Raw genomic sequence first — 17,398 nt, 5'->3', positions numbered from 1 at the left:
CCTTACGCGGTGCGCGCCGCTTTTGCGAGCATTTTCTTTAGCGCATGGGACACGGCGACAAAACCAAAGGTCGCCGTGACCATCGTCGCCGCACCAAAGCCGGAGGCACAGTCCATCCGCTTCGGCCCTTCAGCCGTGCTTTTCGCCGCACAAACCGACCCGTCCGCCTGTGGATAAACCAGCGCTTCGGTTGAGAACACGCAATCCACGCCCAGCTTGCCTTTACTGTTTTTCACCACACCAAAATCGCTTTTCAGTCGTTCGCGCAGTTTTGCCGCCAGCGGGTCCTGAATGGTTTTCGCCAGGTCGGTAACCTGAATTTGCGTCGGGTCGATCTGCCCGCCCGCTCCGCCGGTGGTCACCAGCGGGATTTTATTACGGCGGCAATAAGCAATTAACGCCGCTTTTGGCCGTACGCTGTCGATGGCATCAATCACGTAGCTAAAGCCCTGGCCAAGCAGCGCGGCAACGTTATCCACCGTCACGAAGTCATCAACCACGGTGACACGGCATTCCGGGTTGATCTGCCGCAGACGCTCCGCCATCACTTCCGCTTTCGCCAGGCCGACATTATCGCGCAACGCGTGGATTTGCCGGTTGGTGTTTGTGACGCAGACATCGTCCATATCGATCAGCGTGATGGCGCCAATACCGGTACGCGCCAGCGCTTCCGCCGCCCATGAGCCTACACCGCCGATACCCACCACGCAGATATGCGCGTCCGCAAACAGTTGCAGCGCCTGTTGACCATATAAACGCGCCGTGCCGCCAAAGCGGCTACGCCAGGCGTCCGTCATTACCACAGCCATGAAAACCTCAGAACCAGAAGGCGGGCCGGAGACCCGCCATAAGAAAGGATTAACCGTTAAATACGTTGCCGGTCCCCGGTGCGGCTTTCAGCACCCAGACGCGGCCATAGTGATTATACCAGCCCGCGCGATGCCCGGCGTCAGCGCCGATGCCCTGGTAAATGTCGAAGTGCTGGCCTTTGATTGCCCCGCCGACATCCAGCGCTACCATCACGCGCAGTTCATATTGTCCGTTGAACTTGCCGTTGTTGTCCAGCAACGGGACTTCCGCCAGCAGTGTCGTGCCCGCCGGAATAATGGAACGATCGGAGGCCACCGATGCGCGGCCAATCAGCGGCACGGCGCTGGCGCCTTTCACCGGTGAATAGCTTTGCGGTTTAAAGAATACGAATGAGGGGTTGTTCTCTAACAGTTCGCGCACTTCTGCTTCGCTGTGGGTTTCACCCCAGTGGCGAATCGCCTGCATCGACATGTCTTCTTTCTTCACTTCGCCGCGGTCGATCAGCACTTTGCCGATGGCATAGTAGCCATGACCATTTTTTCCCGCATAGCTGAAGAACGTCAGCGGGCTGCCATCACCAAAATCAATATAGCCGCTGCCCTGAACATCCATAATAAAGTTATCCATCAGGGAGTTGCTGTACGCCAGCACATAGGATTCGCTCAGCGCGCCCGCGTAAATCTCTGCACGTGAAGGCAAGCGCCCGCCGCGCTTCGGCGGCATGCGGTAAATAGGGTACTGGAATTCGCCCTGGCGGGTATGTCGCGCCTGGATAACCGGCGTGTAGTAGCCGGTAAACTGGACGTTGCCGTAGTTATCCGCGCCTTCCATCTGCCAGGCATCAAGGCCGAACTGGCGCATGGTGCGCGTATCGCCGCCGGAACGCAGCCATTGCTGAACCGCCGAGTAGACGTTGCTCTGGTTGTTATACAGGCGCGGCGACGCATTGCGAATTTCAGTCACCTGCTGGGCAAAATCCCCAGCGTTAATCGGCGCGCCCATGGCGTCGGGCTGGTTAACCAGAGAGAACGGCTGATTTAATTTGCCGTCTTTATATTGCTGACCGCGATCGGTCGGTTTTGATGAACAGGAGGCAAGTACTACGACCATCGCCCCTGTGAGTAAAAATTTTGTCCAACGTCCTTTCATTCTTGAGTCTCAGATTACCGCGCCGTGCAGGCGAAGATAGCAAACCGTTCCGGCTAATGAAATGCGCACTCAGCCCAATATCGCCATAACGTCTAAAAATTGCGCACCTGGCGAGATATTTAGCCCGGGAGAGCCAAAATCAGCGGTTTTGTTACAAAAAGGGTTGCATCGAAATGTCAGCGGAGTATAGTGCGCATCCACGGACGCGGGGTGGAGCAGCCTGGTAGCTCGTCGGGCTCATAACCCGAAGGTCGTCGGTTCAAATCCGGCCCCCGCAACCAATTAAAATGTAGAGAAGTATTATTCTGCAAAGCAGTTCGAATCACAGGAAGGCGGCGACGCAGTGAATCCTTAGGAGCTTACATAAGTAAGTGACTGAGGTGAACGAGGAAAGCCAACGCACATATGATTTGAAATGCGCAGCAGAATCGGACGCGGGGTGGAGCAGCCTGGTAGCTCGTCGGGCTCATAACCCGAAGGTCGTCGGTTCAAATCCGGCCCCCGCAACCAAATTAAAATGTAGAGAAGTATTATTCTGCAAAGCAGTTCGAATCACAGGAAGGCGGCGACGCAGTGAATCCTTAGGAGCTTACATAAGTAAGTGACTAAGGTGAACGAGGAAAGCCAGCGCACATGTGATTTGAAATGCGCAGCAGAATCGGACGCGGGGTGGAGCAGCCTGGTAGCTCGTCGGGCTCATAACCCGAAGGTCGTCGGTTCAAATCCGGCCCCCGCAACCAATATCTAACACCCGTTCGGGGGTTTTTTTGTTTCTGACGTCTGAAAAAATCAGTTACCGCAGCGCAAGCGCCGCGGCATCAACGTTTATCCTCGCCGCGCCAGCGTCGCCTCGCTGGTAAAGTAGGCTTTAATTCCCGCCAGAATCGACTCCGCCACTTCCTGCTGAAATGCAGCGGTACGCAGTTTTCGCTCTTCTTCGATATTACTGATGAACGCCGTCTCTACCAGAATCGACGGGATGTCCGGGGCTTTCAGCACTGCAAACCCGGCCTGATCGACCCGGTTCTTATGCAACTGGTTCACTTTCCCCATGCGGTTCAATACTTCTTTGCCGAACTTCAGGCTGTCGGAAATGGTCAGCGACTGCACCATATCGAACATGGTGTGATCGAGATAGCGGTCGCCGCTTTTACTCACCCCACCCACCAGGTCAGCGGCGTTCTGGGTTTGCGCCAGATAACGCGCGGCGGTACTGGTCGCGCCTTTGGTCGATAGCGCGAACACCGACGAGCCTCGCGCCGCACGGCTGGTAAACGCATCGGCGTGAATAGAAATAAACAGGTCGGCGCGCTGCTTTTGCGCCTTAGCGACGCGCACCTTCAGCGGGATAAAGACGTCTTCGTTACGCGTCATATAGGCCTTCATATTCGGCTCTCTCTCAATGAGCGTGCGCAAACGGCGGGCAATCTGCAACACCACGTCTTTTTCCCGGGTTTTATATTTGCCGATAGCACCGGGATCTTCCCCACCATGCCCCGGATCGAGCATGATCACAATCGGCCTGTCGCGCCCGGCCTTGCCCGGTTGCGGGCCGGTGTTGCTGGTTCCGGCAGGTGGCACTTTCTTATCCAGTTCGCCGTTGTTGTAATCTTCCAGCAATGCCAGCAGCGGATCCTGTTCGCTGTTGGAATTCACCGGATACAGGTCCATCACCAGTCGCTCTTTAAATTCCGCCACCGGTGCCAGCGCAAACAGATGCGGCGTCACGTTCTGTTTTAATTCAAAAACCATACGCACGGTTTTGGGATCGAACTGGCCGACGCGCGCTGACTGGATATACGGGTCATCAGCCCGGATCTGGTTGCCCACGCCCTTGAGCACCGAGTTCAGATTCACCCCTTCAAGATCGACCACCACGCGCGACGGATTGCTCAGCGCGAACTGGCGGTATTTGATTTGCCGGTTAGATTCCACCGTAACGCGGGTATAAGAGGAAGCTGGCCACACACGAACGGCGATCACCTGGCTGCTCGCGGCAAAGCCCGGCTGGCTTACGCTTAATAACCACATCGCGCCTGCCCCTTTGATTAACTGGCGGCGACTAAATAATTTACTGGAATCTGACATGCCTCTCCCGAGCACTAAAATCTGTCACTGGCATAACAACTTAAAATCTGGACCAAAAACTTTAGCGAATGGCGTCCGGCCTGTCATCTATAAAAGGGTAAACATTGTGAGCACGCGGGCTGTTTAAGATTAACGTGGGTTAGGCCTGGGTAAAAAAGCCGCTTGCGCCAGAGGCGATAAAAGAATAAAAATACACTATTTACGAATAAACATGCATTGAGAGGGTTTGCCGTGGTGAAGGAACGTAGAACCGAGTTGGTCCAGGGGTTTCGTCATTCTGTCCCTTATATTAATACCCACCGGGGTAAAACGTTTGTCATCATGCTGGGCGGCGAAGCCATTGAGCATGAAAACTTCTCCAGCATTGTTAATGACATAGGCCTGCTTCACAGCCTGGGCATTCGCCTGGTCGTGGTCTATGGCGCTCGCCCGCAAATCGATGCCAACCTGGCTGCGCACCACTGTGAGCCCATTTACCACAAACATACCCGCGTTACCGACGCCAAAACGCTGGAACTGGTTAAGCAGGCTGCCGGGCTGTTACAGCTCGATATCACTGCGCGCCTCTCCATGAGCCTCGGCAATACGCCGCTTCAGGGCGCGCATATCAACGTGGTCAGCGGTAATTTTATTATCTCTCAGCCGCTGGGCGTGGATGATGGCGTGGATTACTGCCACAGCGGGCGGATTCGCCGTATCGACGATGAGGCAATTAACCGCCAGTTAGATAACGGCGCGATTGTCCTGATGGGGCCGGTTGCGGTCTCCGTAACCGGCGAAAGCTTTAACCTTACTTCTGAAGAGATCGCCACGCAGCTTGCCAGCAAACTGAAAGCGGAAAAAATGATCGGCTTCTGCTCGTCCCAGGGCGTGACCGACAGCGAGGGGAACATTATTTCCGAACTGTTCCCTAACGATGCCCAGGCGCGAATCGATGAACTGGAAGCGGCGGGCGACTACCATTCCGGTACGGTGCGATTCCTGCGCGGCGCGGTGAAAGCCTGCCGCAGCGGCGTGCGGCGCAGCCACCTGATTAGCTATCAGGAGGATGGCGCGCTGTTACAGGAACTGTTCTCCCGCGATGGCATTGGCACCCAGATTGTTATGGAAAGCGCCGAACAAATTCGTCGCGCCACCATTAACGACATCGGCGGTATTCTTGAACTGATCCGCCCGCTGGAGCAGCAGGGCATTCTGGTGCGTCGTTCGCGCGAGCAACTTGAAATGGAGATCGACAAATTCACCATCATCCAGCGCGATAACCTGACCATCGCCTGCGCGGCGCTCTACCCTTTCCCGGAAGAGAAAATCGGTGAAATGGCCTGCGTGGCGGTGCATCCCGACTACCGGAGTTCGTCACGCGGCGAAGTGCTGCTGGAGCGTATTGCCAGCCAGGCCAAACAGATCGGCCTGAGCAAGCTGTTTGTGCTGACAACGCGTAGCATTCACTGGTTCCAGGAGCGCGGCTTCACGCCGGTGGACATTGATTCGCTGCCGGAAAGCAAAAAAGAGATGTACAACTACCAGCGCCGTTCAAAAGTGCTGATGGCAGACCTGACATAACCCCTTTCGCTACTGCGAGAAATGCGTCAGCAGCCCGCTGCGCCGCTCGGTACGGGCGGTGACGGCCTGGCGCAGCACGCGTTCATCGCCGTACAAAGACAATTGCTCACGGGCGCGGGTAATGGCGGTATACACCAGCTCGCGCGTCAGCACTGGCGCATATTGATTCGGCAAAATCAGTGCCGCGTGTTTGAACTCCGAGCCCTGGGATTTATGCACGGTCATCGCCCAGGCGGTATCGTGATCCGGCATGCGGCTGGGCGACACTGATTTGATGGTGCCGTCCGGCAGCGGGAACCAGACCCGCAGCCCCTGCCCGCGATTAAGCGCCACGCCGATATCGCCGTTAAACAGCCCGAGCGCGCTGTCGTTGCGGGATATCATCACTGGCCTTCCTTCATACCATTTTGAATGTGCCGAACGGGTAATTTTGCGCTTACGCACCAGTGCCTGTTCAAGCTGCTCGTTAAGCCCGCTTACGCCATAAGGCCCTTCGCGCAACGCGCACAGCAGCTGGAATTCGCTAAACGCGCGCAGGATATCGGCGGGCTCGGCCTGCGCTTTAACCTGTTTCAAAAAACGGTCGTAGCCCGCGATCGCATCCTCAATCATGGTCACATAATCTTCGCCGCCGTTGAGCGGCTTCTGGCAGATGTCGGTAAAACCGTTGGCGAAAGCCTGGTTTACACCGTGATGGTCGCTACAGTTCACCGCCTGCGCCAGTTGCCCGATGCCTGACGAACTGTCGAAGCGGTAGCTGGTGCGCAGCAGGCACAGCGCATCACGCAGCTCGCAGGCGGCGGTGGATCCAGAGTGTGGTACGGAACAGCCGGTCAACTGGCTTAACTCGCTGGCGCGCGCCGGCGTGTAGGCATCATGAGCGTAGTGGCAGATATCCCCGAGGACCGCACCCGCTTCCACCGAGGCCAGTTGATCGCGATCGCCCAGAAAAATCACCCGCGCATGGGGCGGCAATGCGTCGATTAAACGCGCCATCATCGGCAGGTCAATCATCGAGGCTTCGTCCACCACCAGCACATCCAGATGTAGCGGGTTAGATTCGTGATGGCGCGCCCGCTGGCGGCCCGGCGTCACGCCCAGCAAGCGGTGCAAGGTACTGGCATCATCGGGAAATGCCGCTTTTTGGGCGTCGCTGAGCGGTAAACCAGCCAGCGCTGAGCCCAGGGATTCGGTGAGCCGGGCTGCGGCTTTACCGGTCGGTGCCGCAAGCTTAATGCGAGGCAGCGTCTCACTGAGTTGAACCAGCGCAGCCAGCAATTTTGCTACGGTAGTCGTTTTGCCGGTTCCCGGCCCGCCTGAAATCACTGAAATACGACGCGTAAGCGCTACCGCAGCGGCGACCTTTTGCCAGTCAATCGCTTCCCGCGAAGTAAATAACCCGTTTAAGACGTCTGAAACCCGCGAGCCGTCCACTGTCATGACCCGGTTATGCTCGCGGAAAAACGCCGCAACAGCTTTTTCATGCCGCCACATGCGGTGTAGATAGAGACATTCCCCTACAAGCTTAAGCGGTGTCGGCTCCTCGCCTTCGCTAACTGCATGGCTACCAAGCAGCACGCTGCGCCAGTCGCCCGGATTGCCCGCCGCCTCGAACAGCGTTTGCCAGAGCGGCTCGCGCCGCAAACCTGCCGCGTCGTCGGGATTTAACCGGCTTAACGGCAGGCAAACGTGTCCTTCGCCCGCATCGCGGCTGACCAGCGCCGCCGCCAACATGACCGCCGGTTCGTCGTTGGAAGAAACCATAAACGCGAACTGCACGTCCAGCGGACGTAGCAATTTCAGCTGTTGAGCCTGTTGGAGTAATTTATCCATTTTCATTGCGTCATCAGCTCCTGACCTGCAAACAGCGCATCCATTTCATCAATTAACCTGGCGTCCGGCCGGGTGGTGAATATCCCGTTTGACGGCTGATTCGGGTCCACCCCGCGCAGGAAGAGGTAAACCACGCCGCCAAAATGCGTTTCATAGTCATAACCCGCCAGCCGGTGACGTAAGTAACGGTGCAGCGCCAGGGTATACAACTGATACTGCAAATCGTACCGGTGCGACTGCATCGCCTGCGCCATCGCCTCGCGGGTATAGGCCTCACTGCCCTCGCCGAGCCAGTTTGATTTGTAATCCAGCAGGTAATAACGCCCCTGCCAGCGGAAAACCAGATCGATAAAGCCTTTCAACATGCCGCGTACCTGGCGGAAATCGAGCGGCGGGCACGCCGCCGAGAGCGGATCGTAACGGCGGATTATCGCGTCGAGCCGTTGGGGATCGAGATCGGTCTCAATGGGTAAATAAAACTCCAGCTCAACCTGTTTATCCTTTGCGCCAAGCTGGTTAAGGCTGACACCGCTGTCGGCGATCGGCGCGGCTAAAATGGCCTCAAACCAGCCGGAGAACACGCCGGCCCAGTCGCTGTCGAATCCGCCGAGCTGCAACTGCTCCGCAAGCCAGGCGGGATCTACCTTCGCGGTAAAATCCAGGTTTTCGAACAGGCCGTGCAAAAAGGTGCCCGGCGACGCGCCGCGTGGAAAGGTATGCGGCGTCATTTCAAGGCTGACGGTTTCAACGCGATTGCCTGCGGCATCAATATCCAGGCGTGGTAACAGCAGTTGCGCCGCGCTGCCGCCGTGTTGCTGGAGGGCGGAGTAACTGGTCACCCGCCAGCTGTCTCTGACTTCACGCTTAGGCTCGCGAGCATCCAGTTGCAAGGCGGGCGGCTGGGGCGGCTGCCAGGGCTGCGTATCGGGCTCGGCAGCAATTTCCAGCGTGATATCTTCACCGCATAACGCTTCCAGGCAGCGGCGCAACCCGGCGGCATCCTGCGGTTCGCCGTTCTGGATCAAGCGGCCCAGCGCGCTTTGGTGCAGGCTGGTATCGCCTTTTTTCCCGCCCCGGCCTTTAAACAGCGGCGCAATACCGATGCTGCAATGCCAGACGGAGCGCGTCAGCGCCACGTACAGCAACCGTAAATCTTCCGCCAGACGCTCGGCTTCGGCCAGTTCCAGGCTCTCTTCGCCGTTATCCAGATCCAGTACCGGCGCAAACGTGGCGCGATCGTGATAAAACGCCTGCTTCTGCTCGCGGTAGTCAGCGATAAACGGCAGCCAGACCAGCGGATACTCCAGCCCTTTAGACTTATGCACCGTCACGATCTGCACCAGATGTTTATCGCTTTCCAGCCGGAGCTGCTGGCTCGACGCGTTCGCATCCGGTTCGGCGATATGCTGCGATAGCCAGCGCAGCAGCGCCGGTTCACTGTCGAGTTGCGCAGAAGCCTCCTGCAACAGCTCCGTCAAATGCAGCAAATCGGTTAATCGCCGCTCGCCGCCGGGCGTCGCCAGTAAGTTTTCGGCAATGCGGCGCTCAACCATCAAAGCACGGATCATCGGCATCACGCCGCGCGCCAGCCAGATTTGCCGGTAGCCGTCAAACTCTTCCACCAGCGCATCCCAGGCGTCTTCATCCTGATTGATGGCGTCGATAGCGGCGGCATTCAGCCCGAGCATGCTGGTGGCGATGGCGCTGCGCAACGCGCTTTCCAGCTCCGGGTTCAGGGTCGCCTGCAACACCCACAGCAGGTCGAGCGCTTCCTGGGTAGCAAACACGCTGTCGCGGTTGGATAAATACACCGACGGAATATTCAGCGCTTCCAGCGCCTGGCGGATCACGGCGGCTTCAATGCGGTTACGCACCAGTACAGTGATATCCGACGCCTGCACCGGTCGCTGTTGCTGGTTATCGCACAGCCACGCCTTGCCCTGCGCGCCCGCATCCAGCCAGTCGCGGATTTGCCCGGCGCACACCGTCGCCATGGTTTGTTGGTACTCGCTAACACCTGCGCCTTCGCCCTCCATCAGCCACAGGCGCATAGCCGGCTGCGCCTGACCGTTGAGTTCAAATCGCAGACCGTGGTTCTTTTCAGCGGCGTTAACCTTCAGGAAAGGGATTTCCTTGAACATAAACGGCTGGGGAAGCTGGCTGAAAAGCTGGTTGACGCTGGCCACCATGCCCGGCGCGGAACGCCAGTTTGTATCAAGAGTATAGTGAGCGCTAACTTCTCCACGCGCGCGCATGTAGGTGAAGATATCCGCGCCACGGAAGGCGTAAATCGCCTGCTTGGGGTCGCCAATTAACAGCAGCGCCGTGTCCGGCTGCTTATGCCAGATACGGCGGAAAATGCGGTACTGCTGCGGATCGGTATCCTGGAACTCATCGATCATCGCCGCTGGATAGCGGGTACGAATCGCCTCTGCCAGCGCTTCGCCGCCCGGCTGGTGCAGCGCTTCATCAAGACGGCTTAACATGTCGTCAAAGCCCAGCTCACCGCGACGGCGTTTTTGCATCGCCACGGTATAGCGAATCTCTTTAATGGCGCGGGCTAACACCAGATCGCGCAGCGACAACGGTTCCGCCAGCAGCGCATCGATTTCGCTAAATAGCGCATGGCGCGGCGGTTCGCCCTTTTTGGTTTTCTCATCAAGGGTCGACTGGGCGAATTTTTCCAGCGCATCGGGCAGTGCATAGGTTTGGGTCTCTTCGCAGACCCACGCGTTGACTTTATCCAGCCAGTTGGGCAGGTTGCGGCTGCTGTAGCTGCGTTTATCCACACCGGATCCGGCAATCAGCGGGCCGATATCGTCTGCCACCGCACGCCAAAGAGCCTTAACGCGCTCAAGCCGCTCGACGATTTTCTTATGGCGGCTTTCGATGGTTTCATCTTCCGCTGGCGGCGCTTTAAGCTGCGGCGCTTCACCCTGCAGATAGCTGTTAATGTCCTGGAGCAAGGCGTGCGGCCCCTGCCATAACTCGCTCACCGGACGCGCCACCGATTTGTCTAACGGATAGCAATGGCGACGCCAGAAGTCCGCGCACGCCTGATAACGCAGCAGGGACTCATCCTCAATGAGCTTTTGCTCAAACGGCATCCCGGATTCAAACGCATTGAGATTAAGCATGCGCTGGCAGAAACCGTGGATGGTAAAAATTGAGGCTTCATCCATCTGGCGCTCTGCCAGCAGCAGAGCCTGTGCCGCATCATTCAGATCGGGAATTTCTGCTAATAAGCGCTGAAACAGCGGATTGGCGGTATGCCCGCGCAGGCAGGCAATGCGCAATTCATGGATGTTAGTGCGGATACGGCCACGGAGTTCTTCCGTGGCCGCTTCGGTAAAGGTGACCACCAGCAGGGATTCCGGCATTAAGATGCGCGGATGGGCAGCATCACCGCCCAGCCCCAGTAACAGCCGCAAATAGAGCGCGGCGATGGTATACGTTTTCCCTGTGCCGGCAGACGCCTCGATCAGCCGTTCACCCACCAGCGGTAAACGTAATGGATCAAGGGGTTGCACGGTCTCATCGGTCATGGTTTCTCGCTTAACAGGGGCAAAGATTGTTGCAACGCGCTGACGCTGTCCCAAATCTTGCCACCCTCAGGCATCGCGTAATCCGGCTTGCTGCTCTGGCTGCCGGAAACCTGCGACAGAATCGTCATGCCCTGAGGTTCAACCACGGCCTGGTGAAAGAAATCGGCCAGTTTTTGGGGCGTCAGCAGTTTAATTTCGGCGATTACTTTATCACGTGAATCAAACTTCATATTGCCCCGATCGAAATCTTTGCTGACGATTGAAGCTTCCTGCGCCAGGGTTTGCGGCGCTTCCAGCATCTGGTTAATCACGCCCTGCTGAATTTGCGCAAAGGTGGCATTGTCCATTTCGCGCAGCCGTTTTTCAGCGGTGGGGAAAAACGCCTGATAGCGCGCCCACAGGGCCGCAGGTTGTTTATCGCTGCTCTGCAACAGGAAGCCTATACCCCACTGGCGGCCTACGCCGATCGGAAACGCGAACACCGCATAGCCCAACTGCTCTTCCGTGCGTAACTGGTTGTAGAACCACGGCTGGACGATTTGCCCAAGCATGGCGCTATAGGCAGAACTAACCGTCTCGCTATAGCCCGTCGGCACAAATACCGCAGCCAGCGCGGAGTCAGTACTGCTGCCAGCTTTATTAAAAATCGCCTGCTGTTTTTTATCCACCACGACATCTTTATTACGGCACCATTCGTTGCCGTGAGTCGCCAGCTGTGTTTTCACCTGGCGCGCCAGATCGGTAGCCTGCTGAGAAGTCATGTTGCCCACCATTAAAAACTCAGGGCGGGCATTGGCTTTCAGTTGCTCACGGTAGCTAAGCACATCGGCAAGCGTAATCGACGGCAGCAGCGCCCGGCGCTCTTCACGCTGAAAGTACGGCACCTGAGAGATCATCTGCACCGGCATAATAGCCTGATCGTAAGCTTTGCCCTTCTCGGCGGAATCCATCATCTGGGCGTACCAGGATTTCGCCTGGGCCAGTTGCAGCTCGTCCGGCGTATAGCTGAAGTAGCCCTCAAGCAGCGCCAGGAACAGCTTCGGCAAACGCTGGGTATAACCGTCGGCATTGACCATCAGGCCATTGTTGGCGTTAGTGGAGAAACTGATCCCGCCGACTGAAGCCTGATTGCTGAGCTGGTCGAGCGCCAGGCCAGCCAGGTAGTCATTTAACGCGAACAGCACCTGATTTTTGGCGCTGTCCATGGCCTGCGGATTGCGCAAAATTACCGAAATATTCGCCTTAGGTTCATTGGCGAAATAACGGCTCGGCATATACACCACCCGCAAATCCTGTTCATCAACCAGCAGTTCAGGATGCTTATAAGTTTTCTCGGTCTTGATCAGCGTAAAATCATCGGGAATATAGGGGTTTAACTCCGGCAACTGGAGCTTGATGGATTGCGCTTTTTGCTGCCAGGCCGCCAGCGTCGCGGCAGGAATTTTTTCCACCTGATACGGCGCTTCTACGAAATAGGCTTTCTTGTTGTGCGGCTCATTCGGGCTGATGTACCAGACGCGGGCGTTTTCCGGCGTCATCATGGTCAAGCGCGCGTTGATTTCCTGCGGATCGAAGCGATCGGCGATATTGACCGCATCCAGGGTATGGGCGACGGGCACGCGGATCATGGTATCCGCCAGCCACTCCACATAACCCATATCACGGGAAATAGACGGGTAGCGGAAATCGAGATCCAGCACGTGCGCCAGTTCATCGAAATAGCGTTTCTCGACACCCTTTTCTTTCAATAAGTTGATATAGCTGAATACTGCGGCGACTACGTCATCACGGTTTGCCAGGCCTTTATCCGTCAACGTAACGGAGATAGCGAATACCCCGCTATTGCCGTTGACGATAGGATCGGAGTCAGCACGCACGCCTTCCGCCAGCCCCTGCTTTTGCAGCCAGTCAGACAGCGTATCCGCGCTGCGGTTGCCGATCAGATAACCAATCAGCTCGTCCGTTTTGCTGCGAAATTTATCGGTATTGTTGTTGATGCGAAACTCAATGCGCACCACTTTGCGCGGCATCACCGGTACATAGTGGATAAACAGCCCTTTTTGCGCATCGGTCACCACCGGCACGTCAATCGTCGGCTTTTCGATATTTTTATTCGGGACCCGTCCATAGGTTTCAGCCGCGATACGCGCCAGTTCGGGCAGCGGTTTGTTGCTGTAAACCACCGCCTTCATCAGGTTGGCGGAATACCAGGTGTCACGGAACGCCACCAGCGCGTCGTGCAGTGGATTGCCCGGTTTATCGCTTAAGGTTTCCAGATTACCACCGGAAAACTGCGAGCCGGGGTGGGCCGGGTTGATGGTTTCTGCGCTGACCTGGGCCATGCGCATCCCGTCGCGCGATCGCGCCATGGTCAATTCGGCATTCACCGCGTTTCGCTCACGCTCCGCATAGGCTTTCGCCAGCGTCGGTTCAGCGATGGCGTCCGCCAGGCGATCCACGGCCCCTTCCAGCGCGTTGTTCTCTACTTCCAGATAAAACGCGGTGCGGTAAGGCGCGGTGCTGGCGTTATGGCTGCCGCCGTGCATCTTCAAAAATTCAGAGAGGCTATCGGGCTGGGGATATTTCTTTGATCCCATCAGCGTCATGTGTTCCAGGTAATGCGCCAGCCCCTGATGATCTTTCGGATCTTCCAGCGAACCAACTGGCACCACCAGCGCAGACAGCGATTTTACTGCCTGGGGATCATTAACCAGCAGGACCACCATACCATTATCCAGACGAATGGCCTGATACTGGCGGGGATCTTTTTCACTTTTACGAATGGTTTCCTGAATCGGCTGCCAGCCCGTATTTGCCTGGCTGACGGGTGCCCAGAGGGCAACGGAAAAGAAAAGCGCGGCTAACCAGGTGCGGCAATTAGGCATTCACGAACCTCATAATCACGAAACCTCTTGTGCTATTCATCATCAATTCAATGACTTGTTATGACGGTTTTACCCGCTCATCGTCGCACCCCTGTGTGGATGAGATGCGCATAGTAAATGAACGCTTTCGACTGTGCAATTTTTATACAGTCATTCTGTTTGGTTGAAACGAAATAAGGGCAATAAGTAACGTTGCGCCTGCTCGATAATGGCCTCGTAGTACTCAGGTTCGAGCGTGCGCCACAAGCGTTGATACCACATATCCGCCCCTTCACCCTCAATATTGTAACTACCGGTCCAGGCCTGAATCAGTTTGTTGCGCGCTTTTTGCTGAGTCTCGTCATCCCATAAAATGGTGTCAGTATCTTTGTCATAACAGGCTTTTAACCATTCGCCGCCGGACTGCGGCAAGACGATCAACGGTTCAGTTAAGCCCGTTTTATAGCCTTCGATTAACATCAGCAAATAAGCTTTCGCCTGCTCTGCCTCTATGGGCGGGAAATGCCAGCGTGTGGATTTGCGTCCGTATAACCGGCTGCTGCCCTCTCGCCCACAGGCACAGTAGACAAGATGCTCCAGCCAAAGTTGCATGCCATGCTCAACCCGCAATACCGAAGGCCGCCAGCGCAACAGGCCGTCTCCTTGTACCTGCGGCAACCAGCCGGTAAGACGATGCCCGTCGAGATGAAGGTCGATCTCCATATTTTCACTCTCGCAGCGCAGGGCGATGATCTCGTCGGCCATAGTTTGCATTTCCGCTAGCTGCTCTTCCCAGAACAGTTCACCGAAGGGGCCATACGGCAACGAACCGGCGGCTTTATAACGGCGGAATAGCGGCTCCGGGTCCTGCTGTTCCACCAGCGCCGTGAGCAGATCCTGATTGAGATAAAATTTATCCAGGCTATCGAGAGTAAACGGCTCGGTGTCCATTAGCTCCACCTCTTCGGCGTGGAAATTAACGCGTAACCTCATCTGGAAAAACGCTCGCACCGGATGACGCCAGAAACGCGCCAGTTGCTCCAGGGTAATCTCCGTGGTTTCAAATGGTGTTAGCGGGTGGATAAACGAGGGTTGCGCCTGCCCTTCTCCACAGGCGGCAGGCAGCCATTCACGGGCATAGCTTTGGCGCTCATCCCCGACGCGGAAATTTTCCGGCTCGAAGGGAGTGCGCGGGTGCAGGCGCGTAATGTGTTGCTTAACGCGCCGGGCGCTCTCATCGCAGTTCAGCGATGCATCACCGGGTAAATAATGACTTTGCGCCACGTAATCCACCAGTTCTTCTACCAGTACCGAGGGATAACGCTCCGCGTTATCCTGCACCGAACGGCCAATGTAGCTGATGTAAAGTTGATGCTGCGCGGAAATCAACGCTTCCAGAAACAGATAGCGGTCATCATCGCGTCGGCTTCGGTCGCCCTTAAGCGGTTTGTCGCTCATCAGATCGAACCCCAGCGGCGACAGCGTGCGCGGGTATACCCCATCGTTCATCCCTAACAGGCAAACGACTTTGAACGGGATTGAACGCATCGGCATGAGCGTACAGAAATTCACTGGCCCGGCTAAAAAGCGCTGGCTAATGCGCTCCTGATCAAGGCGCAACGAGATCTCATCGCGCAACAGGCTCAGGGGCACCTCTTCACCATAATGAGAAGCAACACCCTGTTCGATCATGGCTTGCCACTGCTGCTCAATAAGCGTCAACGCCGCTTCCGTTTCACTATCAGGGTCGAACAGGCTTTGCAGCAGGTCACGGCACACCGGCAGCCATTCCACCAGCGGCCTGTCCTGGCTCAACCCTGCGCGCCAGATATTAAGCTGCATCAGCAGGTCCGCCAGATTCCCCGCCAGCTCGGCAATCAACCCGCTCGATTCATCATAAGGCAAGATCGACTGCCATTCGCCGACACGGCTCTCCATGGCATAGCCTAGTAGCATACGCGTCAGGCCAAAATGCCAGGTGTGTTGACCGGTTGCCGGAAGATCAAATTCACGTACGTTGTCGTCATCCATCCCCCAGCGGATCCCGGCTTCGGTAACCCACTGGCGCAGATAACGGAGCCCCTGCTCATCGATGGAAAAACGCGCTGCCAGCGCGGGGACTTCTAACAGTGCCAGTACGTCTTCAGCGGTAAAGCGGCTATCAGGTAAGGAGAGCAGTGAAATAAATGCTTGTAACGCCGGGTGCGCCTGGCGCGCCCGCCGGTCGGAAATAGCGTAAGGTATCCGACGATTATCGCGCGCCGCGCCAAACACCGCCTGAATAAACGGGCTGTAGCTGTCGATATCCGCCACCATAACGATGATATCCTTCGGCGTAAGATCGGGATCCTCTTCCAGCATTTTCAGCAGACGATCGTGCAGAATTTCCACTTCACGCTGGGGACTGTGACAAACGTGGATCGTCAGGCTTTGATCATCAGGATCGAGCACTCTTTTGCTTTCGCTATTCTCATAGGTTTCCAGCGTGACGCCTGCCACCGCATGGTTTTCCAGCTCCAGCAGGTCATACTGGATACGATGCAGTAGGTTATCCGGCGTCACATCCACAAAAGCATCCAGCTCCTGGAAGCGCTCCAGCCCCGAAAGCAGGAACAGGTAGTCGCGACCCAGTTTGCCCCATGAGGCCAGCAGCGGGTTTGCGGTATCCTGCTCGCCGTTGGCGTTGAAGAGTGAAGATGCCAGCGCGCTGTCCTGAAACAGCGGTGTATTTTCGTCGCTGCGGGTTCTCTGGCGCTGGCGGCTCAGCAGCTTCGCCAGATAGCTGGCGTCTTTAATGTCGCCCCAGTAGTAGCGGCAGGGGTTGGTAAACAGCAGGTGGATATCGATGTGCTTACCCAGTGCCTGCAACGCCTCCAGATAAACCGGCGGCAAGGCGGAAATCCCGCAAATAAAGACTCGCTCCGGTAAACCCGCAGGGCGCTCCGTCGCGTTTTCCAGCGCGGCAATAAAACGCTGATAAAGATTGGCGCGATGCCACTGCGGCTGATTTAGCTGGTGAGTTAATTCAACCAGCGCTTTCCAGAGCGGCGCCTGCCATTGTTGCGATTCGCCGATCCCCTCCACGCGTTCATCCGCTTCCCAACGGGCAAGCCAGTCAGGCCGATAAACCAGATATTGATCGTAAAGATCGGCAACACGTGTAGCCAGCTGGAAGCATTTCCGTTTGTCTGCATCATCGTCAAGGTAATGACGAAGCATGGCGAATTCAGGGCGATCCAGCATTTCCGGCAACAGCGTCATCAGTTTCCAGCTCATGCTCTGCTTACTGAACGCGCTCTCCTGGGGGATATCTTTGAGTACCCGTACAAACATGTCCCAGATAAAGCTGGCAGGCAGCGGGAATTCGATATTGGCCGCAATGCCAAACTTTTTCGCCAGGGTCATTTGCAGCCATTGCGCCATCCCGGTACTTTGCACCAGCACCACTTCCGGCTCGAAAGGATCGGGCTGAGGCTGCTGCTCAATCAGATACTCCATGAGCTCCTCAAGCACATCCAGACGATTCGAGTGGTAAACCCGCAACAT

General features: G+C 56.5%; 8 protein-coding genes and 3 tRNA genes. 4 read left to right on the top strand and 7 right to left on the bottom strand.

Annotation, left to right across the window (positions count from 1 at the left end):
- Nucleotides 1-2: 2 nt before the first annotated feature.
- The gene (tcdA, locus tag ACVV26_RS04240) at nucleotides 3-809 is read right to left on the bottom strand and encodes a tRNA cyclic N6-threonylcarbamoyladenosine(37) synthase TcdA (protein ID WP_474800135.1); all 807 of its coding nucleotides are present in this window, start codon (nucleotides 807-809) and stop codon (nucleotides 3-5) included.
- A gap of 49 nt (nucleotides 810-858) precedes the next feature.
- Complete coding sequence (gene mltA / locus ACVV26_RS04235) at nucleotides 859-1,959, bottom strand: murein transglycosylase A (RefSeq protein WP_474800134.1); 1,101 nt, start codon at nucleotides 1,957-1,959, stop codon at nucleotides 859-861.
- Between the two features lie 204 nt (nucleotides 1,960-2,163).
- Here mltA and ACVV26_RS04230 point away from each other — a divergent pair.
- The 3 genes from ACVV26_RS04230 (at nucleotide 2,164) to ACVV26_RS04220 (ending at nucleotide 2,699) form a co-directional block, all read left to right on the top strand.
- Nucleotides 2,164-2,240: transfer RNA gene (locus ACVV26_RS04230), tRNA-Met, on the top strand.
- A 152-nt stretch (nucleotides 2,241-2,392) separates the two neighbouring features.
- A tRNA-Met gene (locus ACVV26_RS04225) sits at nucleotides 2,393-2,469 on the top strand.
- Nucleotides 2,470-2,622: 153 nt separating this feature from the next.
- Nucleotides 2,623-2,699 (top strand) — tRNA-Met (locus ACVV26_RS04220).
- Between the two features lie 85 nt (nucleotides 2,700-2,784).
- Here the strand turns inward: ACVV26_RS04220 and amiC are convergent.
- Nucleotides 2,785-4,047 carry an N-acetylmuramoyl-L-alanine amidase AmiC gene (gene amiC / locus ACVV26_RS04215; protein WP_474800133.1) on the bottom strand — a complete coding sequence of 421 codons (1,263 nt, stop codon included), beginning with the start codon at nucleotides 4,045-4,047 and terminating at the stop codon, nucleotides 2,785-2,787.
- Nucleotides 4,048-4,278: 231 nt separating this feature from the next.
- Between amiC and argA the strand changes: the two genes are divergently transcribed.
- A complete protein-coding gene (gene argA, locus ACVV26_RS04210; protein WP_474800132.1) occupies nucleotides 4,279-5,610 on the top strand; it encodes an amino-acid N-acetyltransferase in 1,332 nt (443 codons plus the stop codon).
- 9 nt (nucleotides 5,611-5,619) lie between these two features.
- Here the strand turns inward: argA and recD are convergent, their stop codons facing one another.
- The 4 genes from recD to recC form a co-directional block, all read right to left on the bottom strand.
- The gene (gene recD, locus ACVV26_RS04205; RefSeq protein WP_474800131.1) at nucleotides 5,620-7,449 is read right to left on the bottom strand and encodes an exodeoxyribonuclease V subunit alpha; all 1,830 of its coding nucleotides are present in this window, start codon (nucleotides 7,447-7,449) and stop codon (nucleotides 5,620-5,622) included.
- Nucleotides 7,446-10,988 (bottom strand): exodeoxyribonuclease V subunit beta, encoded by a 3,543-nt coding sequence (gene recB, locus ACVV26_RS04200; RefSeq protein ID WP_474800130.1) that lies wholly within the window; start codon nucleotides 10,986-10,988, stop codon nucleotides 7,446-7,448. The genes recD and recB overlap by 4 nt, the downstream gene beginning before the upstream one ends.
- Nucleotides 10,985-13,873, bottom strand: a complete 2,889-nt coding sequence (ptrA, locus tag ACVV26_RS04195; protein WP_474800128.1) for a pitrilysin — start codon at nucleotides 13,871-13,873, stop codon at nucleotides 10,985-10,987. The genes recB and ptrA overlap by 4 nt, the downstream gene beginning before the upstream one ends.
- Before the next feature lie 150 nt (nucleotides 13,874-14,023).
- Nucleotides 14,024-17,398, bottom strand: coding sequence for an exodeoxyribonuclease V subunit gamma (gene recC / locus ACVV26_RS04190; RefSeq protein WP_474800127.1), 3,375 nt, complete (start codon nucleotides 17,396-17,398; stop codon nucleotides 14,024-14,026).

This window comes from Atlantibacter sp. MEI4A-1023, from assembly GCF_056155425.1.
This window is presented reverse-complemented; position numbering and strand designations above follow the sequence as displayed.

What these genes read in the sequence shown, in the direction of transcription:
- mltA (WP_474800134.1), bottom strand. Translation starts at nt 1,959, where the DNA reads ATGAAAGGACGTTGGACAAAATTTTTACTCACAGGGGCGATGGTCGTA.
- recC (WP_474800127.1), bottom strand. Translation starts at nt 17,398, where the DNA reads ATGTTGCGGGTTTACCACTCGAATCGTCTGGATGTGCTTGAGGAGCTC.
- amiC (WP_474800133.1), bottom strand. Translation starts at nt 4,047, where the DNA reads ATGTCAGATTCCAGTAAATTATTTAGTCGCCGCCAGTTAATCAAAGGG.
- ptrA (WP_474800128.1), bottom strand. Translation starts at nt 13,873, where the DNA reads ATGCCTAATTGCCGCACCTGGTTAGCCGCGCTTTTCTTTTCCGTTGCC.
- recD (WP_474800131.1), bottom strand. Translation starts at nt 7,449, where the DNA reads ATGAAAATGGATAAATTACTCCAACAGGCTCAACAGCTGAAATTGCTA.
- tcdA (WP_474800135.1), bottom strand. Translation starts at nt 809, where the DNA reads ATGGCTGTGGTAATGACGGACGCCTGGCGTAGCCGCTTTGGCGGCACG.
- recB (WP_474800130.1), bottom strand. Translation starts at nt 10,988, where the DNA reads ATGACCGATGAGACCGTGCAACCCCTTGATCCATTACGTTTACCGCTG.